This is a genomic window from Rhizobium indicum (assembly GCF_005862305.2).
Taxonomy (GTDB): domain Bacteria; phylum Pseudomonadota; class Alphaproteobacteria; order Rhizobiales; family Rhizobiaceae; genus Rhizobium; species Rhizobium indicum.
On the sequence record NZ_CP054025.1, the window covers coordinates 26027 to 50086 of the forward strand.

Sequence of the window (24060 nt, forward strand, 5' to 3'; positions counted from 1 at the left end):
TGCTGCCGGTGGCAGGAAGTGATGGCCGGAAGCCTCGTCGCCTCCGGCCGGGTCCGCCTTACTTCTTCTGCCAGCTCTTGACGAGTTCGTCGTAGTTGACAGTGACCGGCTTGTCCTTCTCGTTCTCGATCTTCAACTGCGGGGCAAGGTTGCCGTTCTTCACCGCATCCGCGTTCCAATAAGCGAGATCATGCTCCTCGGCGAGTTTCGGGCCGATGTCGCCCTGGACCTTGGCGCGTTCCAGGCGCTGCAGCACCTTTTCCTGCTCGGAGCAAAGCGAGTCCATCGCTTCCTGTGCCGTCTTGGCGCCGGAAGAAGCATCGCCAATCGCCTGCCACCAAAGCTGAGCGAGCTTCGGATAGTCAGGAACGTTCGTACCGGTCGGCGACCACTGAAGGCGGGCCGGCGAACGATAGAATTCGATCAGACCGCCGAGTTTCGGCGCACGATCGGTGAAGGACTTGTGATCCAGCGTCGACTGGCGAATGAAGGTCAGACCCATATGGCTCTTCTTCACGTCGACAGTCTTCGAGGTGACGAACTGCGCATAGAGCCAGGCCGCCTTGGCGCGGTCGTCAGGCGTGGACTTCATCAGCGTCCACGAACCGGCGTCCTGATAGCCGAGCTTCATGCCGTCCTTCCAGTAGACGCCATGCGGGCTCGGTGCGAAACGCCATTTCGGCGTGCCGTCCGCGTTGACGACCGGCAGGCCTTCCTTGACGAAGTCGGCGGTGAAGGCCGTGTAGGTGAACATCTGCTGGGCGACTTCACCCTGCGACGGGACCGGGCCGGATTCGGAGAAGGTCATGCCCTGGGCGGCAGCCGGTGCATAGGCCTTCATCCAATCCAGATATTTCTGGATGGAATAGACCGCGGCAGGGCCGTTGGTATCGCCGCCGCGCGCCACGCACGAGCCGACCGGACGGGAGTTCTCGTCGACCTTGATGCCCCATTCATCGACGGGCTTGCCGTTCGGAATGCCCTTGTCGCCGTTGCCGGCCATCGACAGCCAGGCATCGGTGAAGCGCCATCCGAGCGATGGGTCCTTCTTGCCGTAGTCCATATGACCGAAGACCTTCTTGCCGTCGATCTCGCGGCCGGTGAAGAACTCGGCAATATCCTCATAGGCCGACCAGTTGACCGGCACGCCGAGATCGTAGCCGTACTTCGCCTTGAAGTCCGCCTTGTTCTTCTCGTCGTTGAACCAGTCGTAACGGAACCAGTAGAGGTTCGCGAACTGCTGGTCAGGCAGCTGGTAGAGCTTGCCGTCAGGCGCCGTGGTGAAGGACTTGCCGATGAAGTCGTCGATGTCGAGGCCGGGATTGGTGACATCCTTGCCTTCGTTGGCCATCCAGTCGGTCAGCGAGCGCGCCTGCTGATAGCGCCAATGGGTGCCGATCAGGTCGCTATCGTTGATATAGGCGTCATAGATGTTTTCGCCGGACTGCATCTGCGTCTGCAGCTTCTCGACCACGTCGCCTTCGCCGATGAGGTCGTGAGTGATTTTGATGCCGGTGATCGCCGTGAAGGCGGGCGCCAGCACCTTCGATTCGTATTCATGGGTCGTGATCGTTTCGGACACAACCTTGATGTCCATGCCGGCGAAAGGCTTCGCAGCATCAACGAACCACTGCATTTCCTTTTCCTGGTCGGCGCGTGGAAGCGTCGAGAGATCGCCGACTTCCTTGTCGAGGAACGTCTTGGCCTCGTCCATGCCGGCATAGGCCGAAGCTGTCATTGCCAGCAGCAAGCCTGCTGTCGTCGTCAATAAGTGCCTTCGCATAATATCCTCCCAGGGTTTGCGATTGCAGTTACGTCTCAGGCGGCCAGTACCCCCGGCCATCTGTCTTCTCCTTGCCGTCACACGTAGCGGAAGACGCCGATGGCGTAGACCACGGAGATGGCAAGAGCCCACCACAGGTTGGGCCCACCGAGCCCAAGCCATGCAAGATGAATGAAAGCGCTGCCCAGCAGCGAAATGAAGAGCCGGTCGCCGCGCGTCGTCTCGAACCGCAGCACGCCCGTGCGCGGCGAGCCGCCCGGCGAAAAATATTCCCAGACGCTCATGGCGATCAGAAGCGCCAGGATCGTCAGGAAGAACAGCGTCGTCGGCAGCGTCCAGGCCATCCAGGAAAAATTCATGACCGTCTCCTCCTCAAACGCGCCCGAGCGCGAAGCCCTTGGCGATGTAGTTGCGGACGAAATAGATGACGAGCGCGCCCGGAATGATGGTGAGCACGCCAGCCGCCGCCAGCACGCCCCAGTCCATGCCCGAGGCGGAGACCGTTCGCGTCATGATCGCCGAGATCGGCTTTGCCGCCGTCGTCGTCAGCGTGCGGGCCAGCAGCAGCTCGACCCACGAGAACATGAAGCAGAAGAAGCCCGCGACCCCGACGCCGCTCGCAATCAGCGGAATGAAGATCTTGATGAAGAAACGCGGGAAGGAATAACCGTCGATATAGGCGGTTTCGTCGATCTCCTTCGGCACACCGGACATGAAACCTTCGAGGATCCAGACGGCGAGCGGCACGTTGAACAGGCAGTGGGCAAGGGCCACGGCGATGTGCGTGTCGATCAGGCCGAAGGCCGAATAGAGCTGGAAGAACGGCAGCGCGAAGACCGCCGGCGGCGCCATGCGGTTGGTCAGCAGCCAGAAGAACAGGTGCTTGTCGCCGAGGAAGCGGTAGCGCGAGAAGGCATAGGCTGCCGGCAGCGCCGCCGCGACCGAGATCACCGTGTTCATCACCACATAGATGATCGAGTTGATATAGCCGTTATACCAGGATGGATCGGTGAAGATGACCGTGTAGTTGCGCAGCGTCGGGTTCGTCGGCCAGAGCGAGAAAGCGCCGGTGATCTCCGAATTCTCCTTGAAGCTCATATTGACGAGCCAGTAGATCGGCAGGATCAGGAAGACGATGTAGATCGTCGGAACGAGCCAGGAGAGGCTGCCTGCAGGTTTGTATTTGTTGCTCATATCTCGCCCTCCCTTTCAGCTCGCGTCGTCGCTGCTGGTCATCACGGTGTAGAACACCCATGAGAGCAGCAGGATGATGAGGAAGTAGATGATCGACATTGCCGCCGCCGGGCCAAGATCGAACTGGCCGACTGCCGTCTTCACGAGGTCGATGGAAAGGAAGGTCGTCGAGTTGCCAGGCCCGCCGCCGGTGACGACGAAAGGCTCGGTATAGATCATGAAACTGTCCATGAAGCGCAGGAGGACGGCGATCAGCAGCACCCGCTTCATCTTCGGCAGCTGAATGTAGCGGAAGACCGACCAGCGCGAGGCGCCATCGATCTTGGCCGCCTGGTAATAGGCATCCGGGATCGAGACCAGGCCGGCATAGCAAAGCAGCACGACGAGGCTTGTCCAGTGCCAGACGTCCATGACGATGACGGTCACCCAGGCATCGATCGGATCGCGGACATAATTATAGTCGAGGCCGATCGCTTCGAGGGTGTGGCCGAGCAGGCCGATATCGACGCGTCCGAAGACCTGCCAGATGGTGCCGACGACGTTCCACGGAATGAGCAGCGGCAGCGCCATCAGCACCAGGCAGACGGGAACGCCCGGTCCTGATTTCGGCATGTTGAGCGCGATGAAGATGCCAAGCGGAATCTCCAGCGCCAGGATGATGAAGGAGAACAGCAGATTGCGCTGCAGCGATTCCCAGAAGCGGTCGGAATGCAGGGTCTGGACGAACCAGTCGGTACCAGCCCAGAAGAACTCGTTGTTGCCGAACGTATCCTGCACCGAATAGTTGACGACGGTCATCAGCGGGATGACGGCCGAAAACGCCACGAGCAGCAGCACCGGCAGGACCAGAAACCAGGCTTTGTTATTCCACGTCTTCTGCATGGCTCAGGCCTCCCTGCCGACACGCCAACTGTCGGCGTAGATGCTGATGGCGGACGGATCGAAGGTGACGCGGGCATCCGCGGGAATGTCGGCGTCTTCAGGCACGACGATGGCGATCGGCTGGCCGGCAAAGCGGGCGCGCACGATCTTCTGCCGGCCGATATCCTCGACCTTGCTGACGGTGACCGGCATGCCCTCCCGTCCCAGGCGAATGAATTCGGGGCGGATGCCGAGTTCGGTTTTGACCGTGCCTGATGTCTTCGGCGCGTAATCGAGCGTCAGCGTCTCGTCTCCGACCTTGACCGCGCTGCCCTCGATTGTCGCTGGCATGAAATTCATACCCGGCGAACCGATGAAGTAACCGACGAAGGTGTGGCTCGGCCGCTCGAAGAGCTCGGCCGGCGTGCCGATCTGGACGATCTGGCCGTCATACATGACGACCACCTTTTCGGCGAAGGTCAGTGCTTCCGTCTGGTCGTGGGTGACATAGACCATGGTGAAGCCGAACTGCTTGTGCAGCCGCTTCAGCTGCGAGCGCAGCACCCATTTCATATGCGGATCGATGACGGTCAGCGGCTCGTCGAACAGGATGGCGTTGACGTCGTTGCGCACCAGTCCGCGGCCGAGCGAGATCTTCTGCTTCTGGTCGGCCGTCAGGCCCTGCGCCTTGCGCCTGGCCCAGCCGGCAAGATCGATCATTTCGAGGATGTCGCGGACACGCCGGTCGACATCCGCCTCGGCCACGCCGCGGTTGCGCAGAGGAAAGGCGAGATTGTCGTACACGGTCATCGTGTCGTAGATGACGGGAAACTGGAAGACCTGGGCGATGTTACGGCTCTGCGTCGAAAGGTTCGTGACATCGTTGCCGTCGAACAGGATGCGGCCATGTGAGGGCTGCAGCAGGCCGGAGATGATGTTGAGCAGCGTGGTCTTGCCACAGCCGGAAGGACCGAGCAGCGCATAGGCGCCGCCATCGTTCCATTCGTGGTCGACTTCCTTCAGGGAATAATCCTTGTCGGACTTCGGATTGGCGCCGTAGGCGTGGCGGATATGGTCGAGCGTGATGCGTGCCATTGTGCTCTCCTATACCTTTCCGGCCGCAGCGATGGCGCGGCCGTCGCTGCCGAAGGCCATCAGGTGGCGGGTGTCGAGAAAAGCTTCGACCTCCATGTCGGGATCGATGTCGTGAATGCCATGCGCCAGCATCACCCAGCGCACACCGTCATATTCCAGGTGAACGAAGCTCTCGGAGCCGGTGATCTCGGAAACCAGCGTGCGCGCCTGCAGGCGGGCCGCATCGCCGGTCTGCGGCGCAAGGCCGAGATGATGCGGGTGGAAAGCGATGGTGACGGGACCATCTGGCACGACGGCCAGATGCGAGGGAACCGAGATCGTGACCCCGCTCGGACGCGTGAACACATTGCCGGATTTCGTGACGTCGAGGGTGTTCAGCGGCGGATCGGCGAAAATGCCGGCGGTGGCGAGATTGACGGGTCGGCGATAAACCTCGATCGTCGGCCCGAACTGGGTCACCCGGCCCTGGTTCAGCGTTGCCGTGTTGCCGCCAAGCAGGAGCGCCTCGGAAGGCTCGGTCGTCGCATAGACGAAGATCGCGCCGGATTGGGCAAAGATCTTCGGCAGTTCCTCGCGCAGTTCCTCGCGCAGCTTGTAATCGAGATTGGCGAGCGGCTCGTCCATCAGCACGAGGCTGGCATTCTTGACGAGTGCGCGCGCGAGCGCCGTGCGCTGCTGCTGGCCGCCGGACAGATTGAGCGGGGTGCGGTCGAGATAGGGCGTGAGCTTCAGCAGCTCGGCCGCCTTGCGCACCTCACGGTCGATCGTGGCGGCATCCTTGCCCGATATGCGCATCGGCGAGGCGATGTTGTTGTAGACGGTCAGTGCCGGATAGTTGATGAATTGCTGGTAGACCATGGCGACGTTGCGCTTCTGCACCGGCATGCCGGTGACGTCAGTGCCGTCGAAATGGATCGAGCCGCCGGTCGGCCGGTCAAGCCCCGCCATCAGCCGCATCAGAGAGGTCTTACCCGCGAGCGTCGGCCCGAGCAGGACGTTCAGCGTGCCTCGCTCGAGAACCAGATCGGTCGGATAGATATGATAGTCCGCGCCCACCATCTTGGCAGCGTTTCGCAGTTCCAGCATTCCGATTCCCGTGCCTCCACGCATCGGGGACCACATGACTCCTACCCGGCCATCGCCGGCATGGCAGCCATGTACTCCTCCAGTGACTGGGCCTGCTCCTTCGAAAGGCGCAGACCATCCTTTGTTCTCCTCCACAGCACGTCTTCGGCGTGCCGGGCCCATTCATGTTCGACGAGATAGGTGACCTCTGCCTCGTAGAGATCGCCGCCGAACAGCCGTCCGAGATCGTCGATGCCGCTGGCATCGCCAAGCAGCGCCTCGGCCCTGGTGCCATAGCGGCGCACCAGCCGGCGGGCATGCCGATCGGCGAGGAACGAATAACGCCGCTTCAGCTTGGCGACCTCCGCTTCGTAACCCCTGACCGCGAAGTCGCCGCCCGGCAGATGGCTTTTGGCCGTCCACGGGGCGCCTTTGGCGCCGATCGAAGCACCGATCTTCTCCAGCGCATGTTCGGAAAGCCGGCGATAGGTGGTGAGCTTGCCGCCGAAGACGTTGAGCAGAGGCGCAGCGGCACCTTCGCCTTCCAGCTTCAGCACATAGTCACGCGTCGCCTCCTGCGCCTTCGAGGCGCCATCATCATAAAGTGGCCTGACCGCAGAATAGGTCCAGACGATATCCTCCGGCCTGACCGGCTCCTTGAAATATTCAGACGCTGCATTGCAGAGATAGATGGTCTCCTCCTCGGAGATCCGGACATCCCGGGGATCGGCGGTATAGTCGCGATCCGTGGTGCCGATCAGAGTGAAGTCGCCCTCGTAGGGGATGGCGAAGATGATGCGGTTATCGGGATTCTGGAAGAAATAGGCTCTCACATCGTCGAATTTCTTCTTCACGACGATATGGCTGCCCTGGACGAGGCGGACATGATGGGCTTCGTTCTGGCCGATGGCGGAACGAATGACATGGTCGACCCAGGGACCGGCGGCATTGACCAACATGCGGGCTTGATGGTTGTCATTGCGACCGGTGAGGGTATCGGTGGTCTCGATATGCCACAGGCCATTCTCGCGCCTTGCCGACACCACCTTGGTGCGCGGCATGATCAGCGCGCCCTTGTCGGCGGCATCGCGGGCGTTCAGCACCACCATGCGGGCATCGTCGACCCAGCCGTCGGAATATTCGAAGGCCTTGGAAAACAGCGCCTTCAGCGGCTTGCCGGCCGGATCGCGGCGCATGTCGAGCACGGCTGTCGGCGGCAGCAGCTTGCGACCGCCGAGATGATCGTAAAGGAAGAGGCCAAGCCGGATCAGCCAGGCCGGACGGATACCGCCCTTGTGGTAGGGCAGTACGAAACGCAGCGGCCAGATGATGTGCGGCGCCATCGCCCAGAGGATCTCGCGCTCCATCAGCGATTCACGCACTAGGCGGAACTCGTAATGCTCGAGATAACGCAGGCCGCCATGGATCAGCTTGGTGGCGCCCGACGAGGTACCCGAGGCGAAATCGTTCATTTCCGCCAGCGCCACCGAATAACCGCGCCCGACGGCGTCGCGCGCAATGCCGCAGCCGTTGATGCCGCCACCGATGACGAATATGTCGTGAATATTTCGGCCCAATTCCCCCTCCGAGCCCGCCGTCGATTTCGCATCGCACAAAACTTGCGCAATTGCGAAAGTAACAACAGTTAAAACGAAAGGAATACGAATGTCAAACGAATGTTTGCGAGGGACCGCTGTCTAGCGAAATCTGCCGTTCGTTTCGATCAGTTTCACATTGTTTTCGAGGCAGAGATTGCGGATCGACGGCACCGGACAGTGATCGGTGATGAAGGTATGAACCTGGGAAAGCTGGCCGATCCTGACTGGTGCGGTGCGTTCGAACTTCGTCGAATCGGCAACGAGAATGACATGTCGGGCATTGGCGATGATGGCCTGGGCGACCTTCACTTCGCGAAAATCATAGTCGAGAAGCGCGCCGTCGATATCGATCGCCGACGCGCCGATCACGGCGTAGTCGACCTTGAACTGGCGGATGAAATCGACGGCCGCCTCGCCGACAATCCCGCCGTCCGAACCCCGCACGACGCCGCCGGCAATGACGACCTCGATCGCCGGGAAAAGACGTAACCTATTGGCAACATTGATATTATTGGTGATGACCATCAGCTCGTGATGGTCGGCGAGCGCCTCGCCCACCGCCTCGGTCGTCGTTCCGATATTGATGAAGAGCGAGGCCCCGCTCGGGATCAGCTCGACCGCGGCAATGCCGATCGCCTGTTTCTCGGAAGCGGCGATCTGGCGGCGTGCTTCGTATTTGACGTTCTCCGTCCCGCTCGGGAATGTGGCGCCGCCATGGATGCGTGTCAGCACCTGCGCATCACAGAGATCGTTGAGGTCCTTGCGGATCGTCTGCGGCGTCACCGAAAAGCGGGAGGCGAGCTCCTCGACCAGCACCCTGCCGCTCGACTTCGCAATCGCCACGATTTCAGTTTGCCGGTCGGTCAAGAACATGAGCGCGCGCCTTTCGATCTGCTTTCGTTTTAAAGAAAGCGAACGGCTGCGCAATGCCTAACTGTTACCAGGCCGCCTTCACGGCCTGAATTCGACGCTACCGCTTCCGCATCACGTTGACGACGAGCACGCCGAGGATTGCCATGACGCCACCGACCGCGCCCAACGCCGTCGGCGTTTCGCCCAGCCAGACGAACCCGATCAGCGTGGCGACCGGGGGAACGCCGTAGAGGAAATTCGAGGCACGGGCGGCCGTCAGCCGCTTCAGGGCGATTGCCCAGGTGAGGTAGCCGATCGCGGTCGGAAAGATAACGAGATAGGCAACGCCCCAGTTCACCTCCGCCGGTGCGGCGGCCAGCGCCTGAATCGTCGCCGGGACGGCCGGAAACAGCGGCACGGAACCGATGAGCAGGATCCATGCAGTGACGGCAAGCGCCGGCAAGCGCCCGAGCAGCGGCTTCTGCAGCACGCTGGCGATCGCCGAGCAGAGCGCTGCGCCAAGGATGAGGACGGCATTCGGATCGAGCTTGAAGCCGCCGTCGGAAGCGACCGCAATCAGCGCCACGCCGCCAAAGGAAACCGCGGTGCCCACCCAGCCCCAGCGGCCGAAGCGCTCGCCGAGCGCGAATGTGGCAATGAGGGCGGTGAAGACGGGCATGGTGTTGATGATGAAGCTCGCCGGTCCTGCCGCAACGGTCTGCTCGCCGGTGTTCAGCAGAACCGCATAGGCGGCGATGAAGAGCACGGCGGCAACGGAGAGGCGGAAAAAATCGCGTTTTTCCGGCATCGGCCGATAGATGACGAGATAGACGAGGGCGATGACGCCGGCTGCCACATAGCGCGCCGTCGCCAGTTCGATCGGCGTCAGTGGTCCGAGACAGATGCGGATCACCACGAAGGAGGAAGCCCAGGAGAGGATGGTGACGACGATCGCCGCAAAGGCCACCAAATCGAACCCGCCTTGCTGTTTCGTCGAAACCGGTACGCTTGCCGCCATGCTCATTTTCGCCTCCATATGTTCCTGCGACAGTGATTAGGCCTTCGATGCGTGCTTGAAAAGCATCGCAATCGATGATCAAATGTGCGTATGGTTCACAGCTCGCCAGTGCTTCCACCGCTCGATACGCTCGAGACCTTTGCCCGCGCCGCCCGGCTCGGATCGTTTTCGGCTGCGGCCGAGGAAAGCGGCATCACCCACGGCGCAGTGTCGCGGCAGGTCTCGCGCCTGGAGCGCTGGATGGGCGTGCGCCTGTTTGCCCGCGAAGCCCGAGGCGTGCGCCTGACGCCGGAAGGCATGCGGTTTTTCGCGCGGGCGGAAGAAGCACTTACGCTGCTCGGCAATAGCGGCGAACGCTGGCTGCCTCGCCGCAACAAGGCGGTGGTGCGCCTTTCGGTGACGCCCTCTGTCGCCTCGCTATGGCTGTTTCAACGCCTGCCGAAGCTCGAAGGAAACGAGCTGCATGTCGAGCTGACGCTCGAACACCGGCTGGCGGATTTTGGCGAAGGCACGGATCTTGCCATTCGCTGCGGCAAGGGACCATGGGCCGGCGTGCGCGCCCTGCCGCTCTGGCAGGAGAAGTCGTTTCCGATCGCCGCACCGGCGCTGGCGGAGCGGCTCGGGCAGCGTTCCGATGCCTTGTCGCTGCTCGATCTGCCGATCCTGCACGATTCGAATATTGAAGGCTGGCGGCGCTGGCTCTCCCGTGAGGGCGTCGACTATATACCGCGCGGCCATGACCGGCGCTTCGAGGACTACAATCTGGTGATCGATGCCTGCGCCCAGGGCCTCGGAATCGCGCTCGCGCGGCCGCCGCTGTCGGATGCCGCGCTGGCCACCGGGCGCGTCGTCGCCGTATCCGAGCGGACGCTCGATTACCATGTGGCCTTTCACCTGATTAGACCGGACGAGGCCCTGAGAAGCCCTGCCATCGAATTCGCCAGCCGCTTCCTGCGCGAGGCCGGCCATGACGAGACGACGATCGCTACTTTTATCGCACCCGGACGAGCGAAAGCGTAGGCGGATCGGACGGCCCGCGCTAGATCGAGCCAGTTGATCTCAGAGCAGACAAACGACGGCATCGCCGATGCGCAGGCCAAGGGAAAGAACCGCGGCGCCAGCCACTCGATACCAAGAAAGTCGAGGCCGCTGTGAAGCTTTTTAGTGCTGGAACTTCGCCGTCGGAAACTGCGATGCAACTTGGCCTAGCCGCTCAACTCTCTATCGCGGATGCACCGGCTAGGTGTCAGACGCTCCGAGCAACTGGATTTTCTTATGATACGCAACTCCTCGCAAAGCAGTATCCCGAAACACACGGTACGATCCGATGCAGAAAAAGCGCGCATTTGTGCCGCTAACAATGCAGACCTGTATCAGGCGATGTTCCGTGCCCATGGACTGCCTGATCAGCGAACCAGTGCATTTTGGTCAAGCGATGCGATCGCACCCCCCTACTATTCCAACATGACGACACTCGACCCGGATGCAACAGAGGAACAGCTGATTGAAATCGGTCGGCTGACAGATCGGCTAGGACGGCGACCTGGTTTCAAAGACGGGGTTTTCCAGGCTCGATCTCGTCAACAAAGGGTTCCAGTTGTTGTTTTCCGCATCATGGATTTGGGCTGAACCTCGCGGAATTTCAGTGCGTGCGCCTCAGGATTGGGCACGCATTCGCGATGCAGCGGCACTGGAGCGCTGGGAACATTCCTGGAAAGCGTCTGGTAGCCAGACCGATGCCAACGTCTTCACACCGGCCCTGCTTTCCGATCCCAACATACATATCTATGGCCGATGGGCCGGCGACGGTTTTGATGCGGGCTGCATCGTAAATCGATCAACCGCGGCTGTAGGGATCTCCAATATCTTTAACTTGACTGGTGCGCTGCAGGCCTTCAGGGATGCCATGTCGTTGGCCACTATCGCCTTTTCACCCGAAGTGCCGCTAGTCGGCTATGACAGTGGCGCAACGCTAAACGAAATGACAAAGCTGGGCTTCAGGTCAGTCGGCAAACTGAGGATTTGGCTACCTGACGACGGTTCCTAAGGGTCTTTCTCTATTTGTTATCCAGTAGCTTAGTTTGATGGGAAACCAACGCTCGCCCTCTATAGTGCTCCGGCGGCGTGCCGTAGATATCCCAGATCTTCAGATAGCGCCCGACCAGGATCTCGTCCTCGCCGGGCGTTGCCATTCGAATATCCATCATGTCGTGATCCGGCTTGGGCATGCGAGGGTGCGAAATCGAGCCTCAGACGAGATAACGTCCCCTGCCGCGTCGCGGCAGGGGACGTCAAAAAGGCCATATCAATTCGCTGGTGTGAGCGTCATCGAGGCGCTGCCGGCCGCAACGTTGAGGCCGAGCTGACCGGTCAGGCTGACCGTCTGCAGATGGATGGAACCGGAGGTGCCGCCAACCAGGAGATTGGCGCCGACACCGGCGCCGAGCGTCGCTTCGGCGGTGGCGCCGACATAGAGGCCGGCGAGCGATCCGCGGTGATAGCCGGCCGTCGGCGCGAACACGGCCCAGATCAGCCGGCTGCGCGTGGTGAAGCCAAGGTCGATGCCGAGCTTTCTCATTTCACCCGTATAACGATCCGAAAGTTCGTTGCCGACGGTCGACTGGAAGATGCAGTCGGCCTCTTTGGAGGAACCGAGCACGTAACCCGTGCCGCCGCCGATATCGCAGGTGAGGTAACCGATCTTCACGCCATTGCGCAGGTCCGGCTCTTCATATGTCCTGGTGCCGAGATCGGCGGCATTGACCGCCCCAGCGCCGACAAACGTCAACGATACCGCGGCAAAAGCCGTCGCAAGAATTTTGTTCATAAGTCTCTCCTTCTCAAATCGTGACGGGAGCATACCCGGCTACTCGCCACCAGATTCGGCAACAGATAACGGACGGAACCGCAAAACGATCCCGAACCGGCATCATTTACGCATCGCATGTCAAAGCGCCTGGGAGGGCGCAAGCGATAAACACGCTTACGGTTCAGCTCCCATTGGGACATTTCGAAGGCATCTTTTCGCGTCATCCGGTTATTTCACGATGTTGTCAGGGATGGTTGCCGGAAAGGCACGATCGTGATCGCCGTCAGCTCTCGACGAGCGGCATCATGCACATCGCAGGCACCTTTCTGGATAGGCGATCGATGATCGCGCAGGTTGCCATGCCGTATAGATAGCTGTACTGTTCGAAGATACTCTCCATGCAGCAGTGCAACTGGAGAGGAAACGGCATGATTGCTTGGCATTGCCGCAGAATTTCCGCTTGTTTTCCGGAATTCTGCTTCTGTTCGAACAGAAACTAAGTCTGAATTTGAGAAATATAATCAGGCGATATTTTCGCGGGGGCCGGACAATCGTACGCCCGCCGATCTCTATTGGAGATAACGGGTAATTTATCGGGAGGGAAAGATGCGTATACGCAGGACAAACATCATACTGGCGGGATGCCTTGCCGTCTCCGCCTGCCAGTCCGGCCCGACGTCGCAGGCCGTCTCGGATCGTAATTCCGAATTCGGCTGCATCGCCGGAACCGTCGGCGGCGCGATTGTCGGTGGCTTGATCGGCAGCACGATCGGCGCCGGAACCGGGCAGGTGCTTGCTGTCGGCGCCGGGATCGGCGGCGGCGGTTACGTCGGCAACCGTCTGGCTTGCCGATAATTGGGGAGGGATATCAAGCGATGAAAACTTTGGCTTTGGTGACCACATTCATACTGTGCCAATGCGTTGGGGCAGTGGCGCAACAACAGCAACAGCCCGGATCAATGTATCAGGGCCAGATGGATCGGCTTGACGCAAATACCAGCAAGACCGTCGACCGATCGGAATACGAGACCTTCATGGGCTCGGCTTTCGGAAGTCTCGACAAGAACAAGGACGGCAGCCTGCAGTCCGACGAGACGGTGCAGATCCTGACGGTCGAGCAATTCACTTTGACTGACGCGAACCATAACGGCCGGATCAGCCGAAGCGAATTCATGCAGCGGGTGATGGCGGATTTCGCGACAGCCGACCACGACCGGGACGGAAGCCTTCAGTGACGGAGACATGAAACCGAATGTGGCAATAAAGAAAAACCCGGCGATGTGCTTCGCCGGGTTTTTATACTTTAATCTGTCCGCACTATACTTTTCGCATCAGTCGCATGACGAGCGATACGACGAACAGCACCAGGAAAATGAAGAACAGAACCTGGGCAATGGAAGCTGACGCCCCTGCGATGCCGCCAAATCCGAGGACGCCGGCAATCAAGGCCACGACGAGAAACACCAGAGCGTAGTAAAGCATCGCAATCTCCTTGTACGTTGCTGCGGAGATAACGGAGACGGCCGCATTTGGTTCCCGTCCGTCTGATGGCCGGGGCATGCGGCGTCGCATCGGCTCCCTTCAGCCGAAATGAAAGGCGCCGCTGTACGTCCGGTCGCCTTCATTCGGCTCGGGAGGTTCGGCTGCATCGAGATAGGCCTTGAGCGGCCCGGTCAGCACGAACCAGATGCTGGCTCCCAACATGAAACAGGCTCCCACCGGATCGTCGATGCGGGCGATGAACGGAAGGCAGGCCGATGCAAAGAGGACGATGATCCGCACCGACCACTCCGCCTCACGTTTGGCGATGGCCCGCGCTCTCAGCGACTTGTACTCCCGGGCGCCGTAACCGCCTTGCCCTGCCTTCACAGCCGAAAGCAGCTTTCGCGCAGACGGCAGCGCCAGCATGATCAGCGCGGCGACACTGAGCGCAAAAGGTTTGCCGGCCATAACCTGCCCGCTCGCGATCAGCAGAAAGGAGAGCACGACGAGATTCCATGTCGGCTCCAGCAGTTCCGGCGGTTGCCGCGTGCGGAGATGCCAACTCCGCAACAAACCCGCCGCGCCGTGCAGTAGCGGCTGATCGATATAACGATTGATCCAGTCCATGCCGATGCGCCCGTCCCCGATTGCATGAAGAGGCCTCCGAACACCACGGAATTTGGTCATCATCGTGGCAATAGCCGTCGAATCCGCTCTTCGCTTGGAAGAAGCGGCATGTCCCTACGGCCAATGACGGCAAGCAACAGCCGCCTAGCGCAATTCCTGCGCGACCTCCCAGACATGGCCCGACGGATCGGCAAAGGCCGCGGTGCGGCGGCCCCATGGACGATCGATCGGACCGTTGAGCAGCATGACCCCGAGTTTGCGCAGTTCTGCACAAACCGCATCGACGTCATCGACCTTGATCGTCAGCAGGATGCGTGCGCCCGAACCGGGTGCTGACACGGCGGATGGCTCGACCAGCTGAGGCGCCTGCGCTGCATCGAGCAAGTTGATCATCGTTCCCGAGAATTTCAGGACAGAGGATACCGCGTCTTCATAAACGACGTCGAGCGCAAAGACCTTTTGGTAGAACGCTTTGGCCTCGTCGATATCATCGACGAACAGGGTGACGACCTCGATCCGATCCAACAGCATGGGCATTTTCTCCTCCGTTGCTTCGAGCGGCCAACCGATATCGCTGGCCTGCTCTCCGCTTGTCGATTCGACGCTGACGGTTTCGACATGCTGCGCAAAAAACCGTCAGCTTCGCAGGCCGGGCGCCTCGTGGCCGGTGCGCGCTACATATTCGGTGTAGCCGCCGCCATATTGGTGGACACCCTCGGGCGTCAGCTCCAGCACCCGGTTGGAGAGTGCTGCCAGGAAATGCCGATCGTGCGAAACGAACAGCATCGTGCCCTCATATTGCGACAGTGCCTTGATCAGCATTTCCTTGGTGTCGAGGTCGAGATGGTTCGTCGGTTCGTCGAGCACCAGCAGGTTCGGCGGGTCGAACAGCATGATCGCCATGACCAGCCGCGCCTTCTCGCCGCCTGACAGGACCCGGCACCGCTTCTCGACATCGTCGCCGGAGAAACCGAAGCATCCGGCCAGCGCGCGCAAAGGCCCCTGCCCGGCCTGGGGAAACTGGTGCTCCAACGATTGGAAGACGGTGTGCTCGCCGTCGAGAATATCCATGGCGTGCTGGGCGAAATAGCCCATCTTGACGCTGGCGCCGAGAGCGACGCTGCCTTCGTCAGGCTGGGCGGTGCCCGTGACCAGTTTCAGCAGCGTCGATTTGCCGGCGCCGTTGATGCCCATGATGCACCAGCGCTCCCGGCGCCGCACGACGAAGTCGAACCCCTCATAGATGCTTCGGCTGCCGTATTTCTTGTGGACGCCCTTCAGGCTGACCACGTCCTCGCCGGAGCGCGGTGCGGGCTGGAAATCGAAGGCGACCGACTGGCGGCGCTTGGGCGGCTCCACCCGGTCGATCTTCTCCAGCTTCTTCACCCGGCTCTGCACCTGCGAGGCATGCGAGGCGCGTGCCTTGAAGCGCTCGATGAACTTGATTTCCTTGGCGAGCATCGCCTGCTGGCGCTCGAACTGGGCCTGCTGCTGCTTCTCGTTCTGCGCCCGCTGCTGCTCGTAGAATTCATAGTCGCCGGAATAGGTCGTCAAGGCGCCGCCGTCGATCTCGATGATCTTGGTGACGATGCGATTCATGAACTCGCGGTCGTGCGAGGTCATCAGCAGCGCGCCTTCATAACCCTTCAGGAATTCCTCCAGCCAGATCAGGCTTTCCAGATCCAGATGGTTGCTCGGCTCATCGAGCAGCATGACATCGGGGCGCATGAGCAGGATGCGGGCAAGTGCCACGCGCATCTTCCAGCCGCCCGACAGCGCGCCGACATCGCCATCCATCATCTCCTGGCTGAAGCTGAGGCCCGCGAGCACTTCGCGGGCGCGCCCCTCGAGCGCATAACCGTCCAGCTCCTCGTAGCGCGCCTGTACCTCGCCGTAGCGCTCGATGATCTCTTCCATGTTGTCGGCCTGTTCGGGATCAGCCATGGCCGCCTCCAGATCGCGCAATTCGCCGGCAACAATGCTGACCGGCCCGGCGCCGTTCATCACCTCGGCGACGGCGCTGTGGCCGGCCATCTCGCCGACGTCCTGATTGAAGTAACCGATGGTGACGCCCTTCTCACAGGAGACCTGGCCTTCATCGGGCTGCTCTTCGCCATTGATCATCCGGAAGATCGTCGTCTTACCGGCACCGTTCGGGCCGACGAGACCGATCTTCTCACCTCTGTTGAGCGCTGCGGACGCCTCGATGAAGAGGATGCGGTGGCTTAGCTGCTTACTGATATTTTCGATACGGATCATGGTGCGAGGCGCCTGGAGAAGGAGATTTTGGCGCGCTTATGCCATGCGGGGAAACCGCAGGATAGCCCTGTTCCCACCCTCTCGATCAAGAGTATCATGCCGAAAGGCGCGAGCGGTTTTCGAACGACATCATGCTCACCTTCTTTAATTTGGAACAGGATCGGATAATATCGCGGCTCACGCCAACGGAGACCTGTGCCAATGAGCGTTCGTCCGCCACAGTCCTTCAGACAATCCGAGCAGGATAAAAACGGCTTCAACGTCCTCGAATACGAGCTGATGTCGGAACGAGCCGATTCTCTCGGACGTCACGGGCTGAAGGTGGAGGCGGCACTTGCCGCTCTGAAGGCATGGACTCCCGACCGCCAAAGCGCCGAAGACCGCGAGAAGCTTCTCAACGAAGCGTCCGATGCCGTCTGGGCGTTCTTCATCCAGCGTGAGATCTGCGGGTTGCGGAACAACCGCGACGCCATTCAGCGCTACGGCATCCCGAACGAAGTGATCGCGAGATTGGGCGCAATGCGGAAATAACGAGGGCGATGGCTGGTGTGGCCGCCGTCGCGCCCTCTATTCTGTGGAAATCCCCGGTTCGGAACGGTATGGCTGGCTGCCGAACCAATGCGAAAGGAAACGCGATGCCAATCTCCATCCGGATCGGGAATCAGGATCTCACCGTCGATGTCTCCTCCCTCGGCGCCGAGATGCAGGCGCTCACGTCAAGCGACGGGCGCTCCTGGTTATGGACCGGCGATGCAGCCTTCTGGACCGGGCGGTCGCCGATCCTGTTTCCGATTGTCGGCAAGGCGCCGGATGACAAGATAGCGATCGACGGCACGGTCTATCCGATGGCCCAGCATGGCTTTGCCCGCCGCAGCGAATTCGTGCTTGCGGCCTCCACTGAGACGATGTGCCGGTTCGAACTGGCCGCCTCGGATGCGACGCGAGCGGTCTATCCTTTCGATTTTCAGCTGGCCTTGGTGCATGCGGTCGAAGGCCGCGCGTTGACTGTCACCGCCGAGGTTACCAATCGCGACCAGAAGGCGATGCCGTTCGGCCTCGGATTCCATTCGGCCTTCGCCTGGCCGCTGCCCGATGCTGCCGGGCGCGACCATATCGTCATGCTCGACAATAAAGGCGAGCCGGCGCTTGTGCGGCTGGAAGGCGGCCTCATCAATCCAGCGGCCCTGCCCTCGCCATTCGCTGCCGGCCGGCTGGTGCTGGATCATTCGATGTTCGAACAAGATGCAATGATTTTCCCTGATGGTGCGGGCGAAGGTTTGAGTTACGGCGCCGAAGGCGGGCCGACCATGCAATTCCATTTCGAAAACCTGCCCAACCTTGCGCTATGGACCAAGCCGGGCGCGCCCTTCCTCTGCGTCGAGCCCTGGCATGGAATGGCTGCGGAAGCCGGAGGTTCGAGCGAGCTGTCGAAGAGGCCGTCGACCACGATCCTGGCGCCGGGCGCGATGGCGAGCTTCGCCTTCACGGTCAAAATTCCGGAATAGGGATAGACAGAAGCGCTCGCCGGGAAGCCGGGCGAGCGCCAGGGATCTTCAATGAGCGCCGGCGCCACCGCCGGCCCGCGGTTTTTGGGTGAGCAGCAGGGCGACGGCTGCAACGGCAAGAACCACGCCGATGACGGCGAAGGTATCGGCAAAACCGAGGATCAGGGCCTGGCGTTTGACGACCTGGCCAAGCGCCACGACGGCCTTCTGGGCTGCGACGGCATGGTCGGAGACACCATGCTGCACGAAGTAGGCTGTCAATTGGTCGAGACGGGTGCGGACTTCGTCGCGGCCGAGCGTTACCGACTGGCCGATGATGTTCGAGTGGAACTGCTCGCGTTTGGTCAGCACCGTGCCGAGCATCGCCGTGCCGACGGCGCCGCCGAGATTGCGCAGCATGTTGGTCAGGCCCGAGGCAGCGGCCGCATCTGAAGGCGCGATGCCGGCGGTGGTGATGGCGGTGATCGGCGTCAGCACCAGGGCCTGGCCGATGGCGCGGATGATGTTCGGAATCCAGAACTGGTCACCGGCGGTATCGGCTGACAACGTGATGTTCATGAAGCAGCTGATCGCAAAGATCGAGATGCCGAGGAAGCCGATATACCGCGCATCGAAGCGCTTCATCATCATCGGGACAAGCGGGATCAAAAGCAGCTGTGGCAGGCCGGTCCAGGCCAGCACGTTGCCGATCTGCTCGGCATTGTAGCGCTGCACCTGGCCGAGATATTGCGGCAGGATGTAGACGGTGCCGAAGAGGGCGACGCCGACCAGCACGTTGACGGCAACGCCGATGCCGAAATTGCGCTGCCTCAGCAGGCTGAGCTTGACCAGCGGCTTCTTCACCGTGAGCTCGATCCAAATGAAGGCGACGAGGAAGGCAAAGGCAAGGATACTGAGCTTGACGATGAAGGGCGAGGAGAACCAGTCCTCCTTATTGCCTTCCTCGAGCACCGTCTGCAGCGCCGACAGACCAATGGCCATGGTGAAGATCCCCGCCCAGTCGCCTTCCCTCAGCAGGCCGAGCTGCATCGGCTGCTTGTCGAGCGTCAGGGCAAGGGCGACCGCCATGATGGCGCTTGGAATGGCATTGATGAAGAAGATCGTCTGCCAGCCGTAATTTTCGGTGAGGTAGCCGCCGATGGTCGGGCCGATCGCCGGTGCGAAGGTCACCGAGAGCGCGAAAATCGCCAGGCCGAGCGGCTGCTGCGACTTCGGCAGCTTAGTCAGCACCATGGTGAAAGCCATGGGGATCAGCACGCCGCCGGCAAAGCCCTGCAGGCCGCGCAGCACGATCATCGTGCCGAGATCATGCGCGAAGGCGCAGGCGATCGAAAACAGCGGAAAGAGGACGGAATTGACGAGGATATAGCGGCGGAAAGAGAAGACGTTGCTGAAATAGGCCGTCAACGGGATGACGACGATCTCGCCAATCAGATAGGAGGTGGAGATCCAGGCGCCGTTATCGACGCCTGTTCCGATGCCGCCCTCGATGTCGAGAAGCGAGGCATTGGTGATCTGGATGTTGAGGATCGCCATGAAGGCACCGATCATGCCGGCGAGAACGGCGATCCAGTCTCTGGTGCTGGCGCCGGTTTTCGGCTGCGGAACGGCGATGGCTGTTGCTGCGATGGTGGGCATGACACGAACTCCTCGTCCCCCGGCACTAGCTGCGGTCGTTCTTGGTATCGATGCTTGGCTGTACGGACATGCCGGGGCGCAGGTCGCCGTTTGCGGCGGCGTCACCGTCGAGCACGATCTTCACAGGAATGCGCTGGACGACCTTGGTGAAGTTGCCGGTCGCGTTGTCAGGCGGCAGCAGCGCGAATTCCTGGCCGCTTGCCGGCGCGAGGCTGTCGACATGGCCGTGATAGGTGCGGCCCGGGAACATATCGACCTCGATATCGACAGGCTGGCCGGCCTGGACGTCAGTGAGCTGGGTTTCCTTGTAGTTGGCGATGACATAGGCAGCCGTCGTCGGTACGACCGACATCAGCTGAGTGCCGGCCTGGACATATTGGCCGACGCGTAGCGTCCGGTTGCCGACGGTGCCGTCGACGGGCGCGGTGATCGTCGCATAAGAGAGGTTGAGTTCGGCCTGGTGCTGGACGGCCTGGCTTCGCGCAAGGGCCGCTCTCGCTTGGGCAAGCTCGGCGTTCAGCAGGTCGACCTGCTTGACGGCGGCATCGAGCGAGGCGCTGTCGCGCACGATCGAGGCCTGGGCGGCAGCGATCTGCGCGGCGGCCTGCTGCGCCGTCTGAACCGGGGCATAACCGCTGGTGGCGAGGTTCGAATAACGCTTGTTGTTCTGCTCGGCAAAGGTCTCATTGGCGCGGTCGACGTCGACGGTCGCGCGGGCGGCGGCAATCGTCGACTGCTGGATATCGAGAGAAGCCTGCTTGGCGTTGACGGTAGCTTCGGCCGCGGCGACATCGGCCTTGGCCTGATCGAGGGCCGCCTTGAAGTCGCGATCGTCGATGCGGGCGAGCGGCTGCCCGACCTTCACCGTCTCGTTGTCCATGACCAGCACCTCGGCGAGATAGCCGGAAACCTTGGGGGCGATGGTGCTGTTGTCGGCCTTCACATAGGCATCGTCTGTCGAGATATGGAAGCGGCCGACCGTCCAGTAATCATGACCGTAATAGGCGCCGGCGGCGATCAGCACCAGCGCGGTGGCGCCGAGAAGCAGGGAGCGGCCGCCGCGCCCGCGCGTGGGCTTTTCCTCGGCAACGGTGGCGGCAGCTTCCGCGACGCGCGGCGGCTGGCCGGCGTCCAGGCTTGCCGGTACGGCTTCGGCAGTGTTTTCGACGGCAGTATTGTTGTTCAAGGCATGCAGCGACTTAATGGTCATTGTCTTTCTCCTAATGACGGTCGCCGTCACTTGGGCTGCGGCCTCTGAATTCGAATGAAATGCACTTTAGGAAACTTGATATTTTCCAAAATATGCATTAGAAAATAGATGTCAATAAGAATTTGGAAAATTGCCATGGTCCAAAATCACGAAATCGAGAAGAAGCCGCGAGGACGCCCGCAAGTCCGCTGCGACGAGGATACGAGAAGCGTGATCATCGAGGCGGCAAACAGGCAGTTCCACGAGAATGGCTATGCCGCGGCTAGCATCGCTGCGATCGCACAGGAGGCCGGCATTTCGACCAAGACGCTCTACCGCCTGTTTCCGACGAAAGGAGATCTCTTTTCAGAGATGATCACGGAGCGCACGGAGCGTTTTTTGTTGGCGCTTGACCCCGGCACACTCGCCGTGGCCGATCTCAGGCAAGGGTTGGAACGCATGCTGATGGCCTATGGCATGCTGACGCTTTCGGTCGATACGATCACCATGACCCGGCTGGTCATCAGCGAGTCTGATCGATTCCCCGAGATCGCCAACGCCTTCTACGAAAAGGCAGTCGTCAGGACCAATACACTGATGGAGAACTGGCTGCACAAGCAGATCGATCGTGGACTGATTGCCCTTGATGATCCGCATGCGGCCTGCGGCATGCTGCGCGGGATGATGATCATGGAGCCGCAGCGTGCCGCGATGCTGCGCCAGGAGCCGCCGCCGAAGATCGAAACGATTGCGGCGCGGGCGAAGATGTGCACCGATCTGTTCTTGAAGGGTTGCGCGCTCTGAAGCATCGCTCAGGCTTCAGAGCGCGATGATTTTCGCTGGAGCAATTCCAGCAAAAATGCGCGGCAGTTTTTTGCGTCCACCCTCAGTTTGGCGGAGCGCCCAGCGCATGCAGGATGCCGCGCAGTTCGGCGAGGCCGCGCATGCGGCCGATGGCCGGGTAGCCTGGTGTGACGACCTTGTCGAGGTCGTCGAGCATGCGATGGCCATGGTCCGATCGGAACACGATGGTGTCTTCGGGACTGCGGCGGCGGTCTTCCGCGACCAGTTCGCTGAGAACGGCGACCATATCGACGTCGCCTTCCAGATGCGCGCTTTCATGGAATGTCCGGCCGTCACCCTCGCGCGTCGTGGCACGCAGATGGGCGAAGTGGATGCGCGAGGCAAAGCGTCGGGCGATCGCCGGCAGGTCGTTTTCGGCGCGCACGCCGAGGCTGCCGGTGCAATAACACATGCCGTTCGCCGCCGATGGCACCGCATCGAAGAGAGCGGCATAGTCGTCCGCCGTCGAGGCGATTCGCGGCAGGCCGAACAGCGAACGCGGCGGATCATCGGGATGCAGCGTCAGCTTGACACCCCGGGCTTCGGCAGCCGGCGTCACCGCCTCCAGGAATTCAATCAGGTGCCGGCGCAGTCTTGCGGCATCGATGCCACTATAGGCGACGAGCTTTTCGCGGAAAGCCGGAATGGTCAGAGGTTCGGTGGTCGACCCCGGCAGAGCCGAGGTGATGATGCGGGTGATATCGGCGATCTCGTCGTCCGTCATCGCTTCGAATACGATACGCGCTCGTTCGCGGTCTTCGCTAGAATAGTGCTGCGCCGCATCCGGCCGTTCCAGGATGAAGAGATCGAAAGCTGCAAAACGCTCGTGGTCGAAGCGCATGGCGGTGGCGCCGGTCGGCGTCACGAAATCGAGTTCGGTGCGGGTCCAGTCCACCACCGGCATGAAATTATAGCAGACGATCGGAATACCGCAGGCGGCGACCGCTTCGAGGCTGGCGATCCACGCCTCGATTTCGGCCTTCGCCTCCCCGCCCTTGCGCTTGACGGCATCGGGAATCGGGATGCTCTCGACGACCGACCAGACAAGCGGCGAGCGGTCGCCGGGCGTCGTCTCGATCAGAGCCTGGCGTTCGCGCACTTCCTTCTCCGTCCAGGCCCTGCCGATCGGCACCTGATGCAGCGAAGAGACGATATTCGTCGCGCCCGTCTGGCGGACATCATCCAGCGTCACCGGCGCTTCCGGTCCGAACCATCTCCAACCCTGTCGCATCCTTCTTCCTTCCCTCTCGCTTTTCGTTCGTGTTGGCCTGCCGTCAGCAGAAATAATCGGGGTAACGCGCGCGCAATTCGTCGACATCGGGAATGACGGCACTCAGATGATGGGTCATGGCGCTGCGTGCAGCCGCCGCATCATGGGCGGCGAGCGCATCGCGGATGATCATGTGTTCCTGCACGACATTATCCGTGCGCCCAAGCACCGGCAAAGTCAGGCGCCGCGCCCGGTCGATCTGCACCTTGACCGTTTTCAGGATTGCCCAGATGCCGGGATAACCCGATATCTGCGTGATCGCCTCATGGAAGGCCTCATCCTCCTCATGGAAGCTCGAGGCATTGCCGGTCGCGGCATGGGCCTGCTGGCGGGCAATGATGGCGTCGAGACGGGCGATATCGGTGGCCGTCGCGGTCAAAGCCGCAGCCTCGACGGTCGCGCCTTCGAGCGCCTTGCGCACGACGACCGCCTCAGGGATTGCCGAGACCGGCACCCGCGACACGACGGTGCCCGACTGCGGGTAGATATCGACCAGTCCGCCTTCGGAAAGCCGGAGCAGCGCCTCGCGCACCGGCGTGCGACTGACGCCGAAATCATCGGCGATCCGCTTTTCCTGCAGCAGCATGCCGGGCGGCATCCGCAGCGACACGATGTCGGCATAGAGGCGATCGTAGATGGCGCCAGCCGTGGTGATACGGCGCAGCCTGCCCCCGGCCTCCCGCGACGTCGGGACGACCAAAACTTCGACTTCTGATGCTTGCTGCATGGATATACCGGGACGCTGAAACTCAGTGGCATACTAGTATATCAATTTCATCGCCGTGCCAAGACATGCCGCTCAAGGTTCGGCGCTTCGCGAATTGAGCAAGTCGACCCGCGGGCCGCGGACTCGAGGCAAAAACATCGAACGGCAATTACCGTGTGAAAGCGCGGGTAAACGGCATAAACCTCGCGGAAATGGAAAGCCCATCTCTACGCCGAGGCACTCTTTGTTTGGAACTTAGATCGTCC

Annotated in this window: 26 protein-coding genes and 1 pseudogene; 8 read left to right on the forward strand and 19 right to left on the reverse strand. The window is 61.2% G+C overall.

The window, feature by feature from the left end; all coding sequences use genetic code 11:
* Positions 1 to 58 precede the first annotated feature (58 nt).
* The 9 genes from FFM53_RS33480 to FFM53_RS33520 all read right to left on the reverse strand — a co-directional run bounded on the left by FFM53_RS33480 (position 59) and on the right by FFM53_RS33520 (position 9484).
* The gene (locus FFM53_RS33480; protein WP_011649612.1) at positions 59 to 1783 is read right to left on the reverse strand and encodes an ABC transporter substrate-binding protein; all 1725 of its coding nucleotides are present in this window, start codon (positions 1781 to 1783) and stop codon (positions 59 to 61) included.
* Between the two features lie 77 nt (positions 1784 to 1860).
* A complete protein-coding gene (locus FFM53_RS33485) occupies positions 1861 to 2142 on the reverse strand; it encodes a DUF2160 domain-containing protein (RefSeq protein WP_003549529.1) in 282 nt (93 codons plus the stop codon).
* 13 nt (positions 2143 to 2155) lie between these two features.
* Positions 2156 to 2977 carry a carbohydrate ABC transporter permease gene (locus tag FFM53_RS33490; RefSeq protein WP_138334280.1) on the reverse strand — a complete coding sequence of 274 codons (822 nt, stop codon included), beginning with the start codon at positions 2975 to 2977 and terminating at the stop codon, positions 2156 to 2158.
* A gap of 15 nt (positions 2978 to 2992) precedes the next feature.
* On the reverse strand, positions 2993 to 3859 hold the full coding sequence (locus tag FFM53_RS33495) for a carbohydrate ABC transporter permease (protein WP_138334281.1): 867 nt from the start codon (positions 3857 to 3859) through the stop codon (positions 2993 to 2995).
* Between the two features lie 3 nt (positions 3860 to 3862).
* Positions 3863 to 4933 (reverse strand): ABC transporter ATP-binding protein, encoded by a 1071-nt coding sequence (locus tag FFM53_RS33500; protein ID WP_138390001.1) that lies wholly within the window; start codon positions 4931 to 4933, stop codon positions 3863 to 3865.
* Between the two features lie 9 nt (positions 4934 to 4942).
* Positions 4943 to 6019 carry an ABC transporter ATP-binding protein gene (locus FFM53_RS33505; RefSeq protein ID WP_138334283.1) on the reverse strand — a complete coding sequence of 359 codons (1077 nt, stop codon included), beginning with the start codon at positions 6017 to 6019 and terminating at the stop codon, positions 4943 to 4945.
* 41 nt (positions 6020 to 6060) lie between these two features.
* Complete coding sequence (gene glpD, locus FFM53_RS33510; RefSeq protein ID WP_138334284.1) at positions 6061 to 7575, reverse strand: glycerol-3-phosphate dehydrogenase; 1515 nt, start codon at positions 7573 to 7575, stop codon at positions 6061 to 6063.
* Positions 7576 to 7695: 120 nt separating this feature from the next.
* On the reverse strand, positions 7696 to 8469 hold the full coding sequence (locus FFM53_RS33515) for a DeoR/GlpR family DNA-binding transcription regulator (RefSeq protein WP_003549541.1): 774 nt from the start codon (positions 8467 to 8469) through the stop codon (positions 7696 to 7698).
* Positions 8470 to 8566: 97 nt separating this feature from the next.
* A complete protein-coding gene (locus tag FFM53_RS33520; protein ID WP_020047587.1) occupies positions 8567 to 9484 on the reverse strand; it encodes a DMT family transporter in 918 nt (305 codons plus the stop codon).
* Positions 9485 to 9556: 72 nt separating this feature from the next.
* Between FFM53_RS33520 and FFM53_RS33525 the strand changes: the two genes are divergently transcribed.
* From FFM53_RS33525 to FFM53_RS36745, 3 genes are all read left to right on the forward strand, one after another.
* Positions 9557 to 10486 (forward strand): LysR family transcriptional regulator, encoded by a 930-nt coding sequence (locus FFM53_RS33525; RefSeq protein WP_138390069.1) that lies wholly within the window; start codon positions 9557 to 9559, stop codon positions 10484 to 10486.
* A 255-nt stretch (positions 10487 to 10741) separates the two neighbouring features.
* On the forward strand, positions 10742 to 11095 hold the full coding sequence (locus FFM53_RS36740) for a hypothetical protein (protein ID WP_246413402.1): 354 nt from the start codon (positions 10742 to 10744) through the stop codon (positions 11093 to 11095).
* 16 nt (positions 11096 to 11111) lie between these two features.
* Positions 11112 to 11513 (forward strand): hypothetical protein, encoded by a 402-nt coding sequence (locus FFM53_RS36745; protein ID WP_246413404.1) that lies wholly within the window; start codon positions 11112 to 11114, stop codon positions 11511 to 11513.
* Between the two features lie 58 nt (positions 11514 to 11571).
* On the opposite strand, the pseudogene FFM53_RS33535 reads toward FFM53_RS36745, so the two are convergent.
* A pseudogene (locus tag FFM53_RS33535) lies at positions 11572 to 11694 on the reverse strand (GNAT family N-acetyltransferase); the annotation flags it as partial.
* Between the two features lie 77 nt (positions 11695 to 11771).
* Positions 11772 to 12293: a DUF992 domain-containing protein gene (locus tag FFM53_RS33540; protein ID WP_017957594.1), complete on the reverse strand. Its 522-nt coding sequence runs from the start codon at positions 12291 to 12293 to the stop codon at positions 11772 to 11774.
* Between the two features lie 588 nt (positions 12294 to 12881).
* On the opposite strand from FFM53_RS33540, the gene FFM53_RS33545 reads away from it, so the two are divergent.
* Both FFM53_RS33545 and FFM53_RS33550 read left to right on the forward strand, forming a co-directional pair.
* Complete coding sequence (locus FFM53_RS33545) at positions 12882 to 13130, forward strand: glycine zipper 2TM domain-containing protein (RefSeq protein WP_003552191.1); 249 nt, start codon at positions 12882 to 12884, stop codon at positions 13128 to 13130.
* 20 nt (positions 13131 to 13150) lie between these two features.
* Positions 13151 to 13510 carry an EF-hand domain-containing protein gene (locus FFM53_RS33550; protein ID WP_017997076.1) on the forward strand — a complete coding sequence of 120 codons (360 nt, stop codon included), beginning with the start codon at positions 13151 to 13153 and terminating at the stop codon, positions 13508 to 13510.
* 82 nt (positions 13511 to 13592) lie between these two features.
* Here the strand turns inward: FFM53_RS33550 and FFM53_RS33555 are convergent, their stop codons facing one another.
* From FFM53_RS33555 to FFM53_RS33570, 4 genes are all read right to left on the reverse strand, one after another.
* Positions 13593 to 13757, reverse strand: coding sequence for a DUF1328 domain-containing protein (locus tag FFM53_RS33555; RefSeq protein WP_003549551.1), 165 nt, complete (start codon positions 13755 to 13757; stop codon positions 13593 to 13595).
* A 99-nt stretch (positions 13758 to 13856) separates the two neighbouring features.
* Entirely contained in the window at positions 13857 to 14447 is a 591-nt protein-coding gene (locus tag FFM53_RS33560) for a hypothetical protein (protein WP_012759904.1), read from the reverse strand.
* An 81-nt stretch (positions 14448 to 14528) separates the two neighbouring features.
* Entirely contained in the window at positions 14529 to 14921 is a 393-nt protein-coding gene (locus FFM53_RS33565; RefSeq protein WP_138390000.1) for a VOC family protein, read from the reverse strand.
* Between the two features lie 99 nt (positions 14922 to 15020).
* Positions 15021 to 16643 carry an ABC-F family ATP-binding cassette domain-containing protein gene (locus FFM53_RS33570; RefSeq protein WP_138389999.1) on the reverse strand — a complete coding sequence of 541 codons (1623 nt, stop codon included), beginning with the start codon at positions 16641 to 16643 and terminating at the stop codon, positions 15021 to 15023.
* Positions 16644 to 16844: 201 nt separating this feature from the next.
* Between FFM53_RS33570 and FFM53_RS33575 the strand changes: the two genes are divergently transcribed.
* Complete coding sequence (locus tag FFM53_RS33575; protein WP_138389998.1) at positions 16845 to 17174, forward strand: DUF6665 family protein; 330 nt, start codon at positions 16845 to 16847, stop codon at positions 17172 to 17174.
* Between the two features lie 104 nt (positions 17175 to 17278).
* Positions 17279 to 18148 carry an aldose 1-epimerase family protein gene (locus FFM53_RS33580; RefSeq protein ID WP_138389997.1) on the forward strand — a complete coding sequence of 290 codons (870 nt, stop codon included), beginning with the start codon at positions 17279 to 17281 and terminating at the stop codon, positions 18146 to 18148.
* Between the two features lie 48 nt (positions 18149 to 18196).
* Here FFM53_RS33580 and FFM53_RS33585 read toward each other — a convergent pair whose 3' ends face one another.
* Positions 18197 to 19786, reverse strand: a complete 1590-nt coding sequence (locus tag FFM53_RS33585) for a DHA2 family efflux MFS transporter permease subunit (protein WP_138389996.1) — start codon at positions 19784 to 19786, stop codon at positions 18197 to 18199.
* 25 nt (positions 19787 to 19811) lie between these two features.
* A complete protein-coding gene (locus FFM53_RS33590) occupies positions 19812 to 20996 on the reverse strand; it encodes an HlyD family secretion protein (RefSeq protein WP_138389995.1) in 1185 nt (394 codons plus the stop codon).
* Between the two features lie 135 nt (positions 20997 to 21131).
* Here FFM53_RS33590 and FFM53_RS33595 point away from each other — a divergent pair, with 135 nt between their 5' ends.
* On the forward strand, positions 21132 to 21779 hold the full coding sequence (locus FFM53_RS33595; protein ID WP_062941813.1) for a TetR/AcrR family transcriptional regulator: 648 nt from the start codon (positions 21132 to 21134) through the stop codon (positions 21777 to 21779).
* 82 nt (positions 21780 to 21861) lie between these two features.
* Here the strand turns inward: FFM53_RS33595 and uxuA are convergent, their stop codons facing one another.
* On the reverse strand, positions 21862 to 23049 hold the full coding sequence (gene uxuA / locus FFM53_RS33600) for a mannonate dehydratase (RefSeq protein WP_138389994.1): 1188 nt from the start codon (positions 23047 to 23049) through the stop codon (positions 21862 to 21864).
* A gap of 43 nt (positions 23050 to 23092) precedes the next feature.
* Positions 23093 to 23815 (reverse strand): GntR family transcriptional regulator, encoded by a 723-nt coding sequence (locus tag FFM53_RS33605; protein WP_138389993.1) that lies wholly within the window; start codon positions 23813 to 23815, stop codon positions 23093 to 23095.
* Between the last annotated feature and the right edge of the window lie 245 nt (positions 23816 to 24060).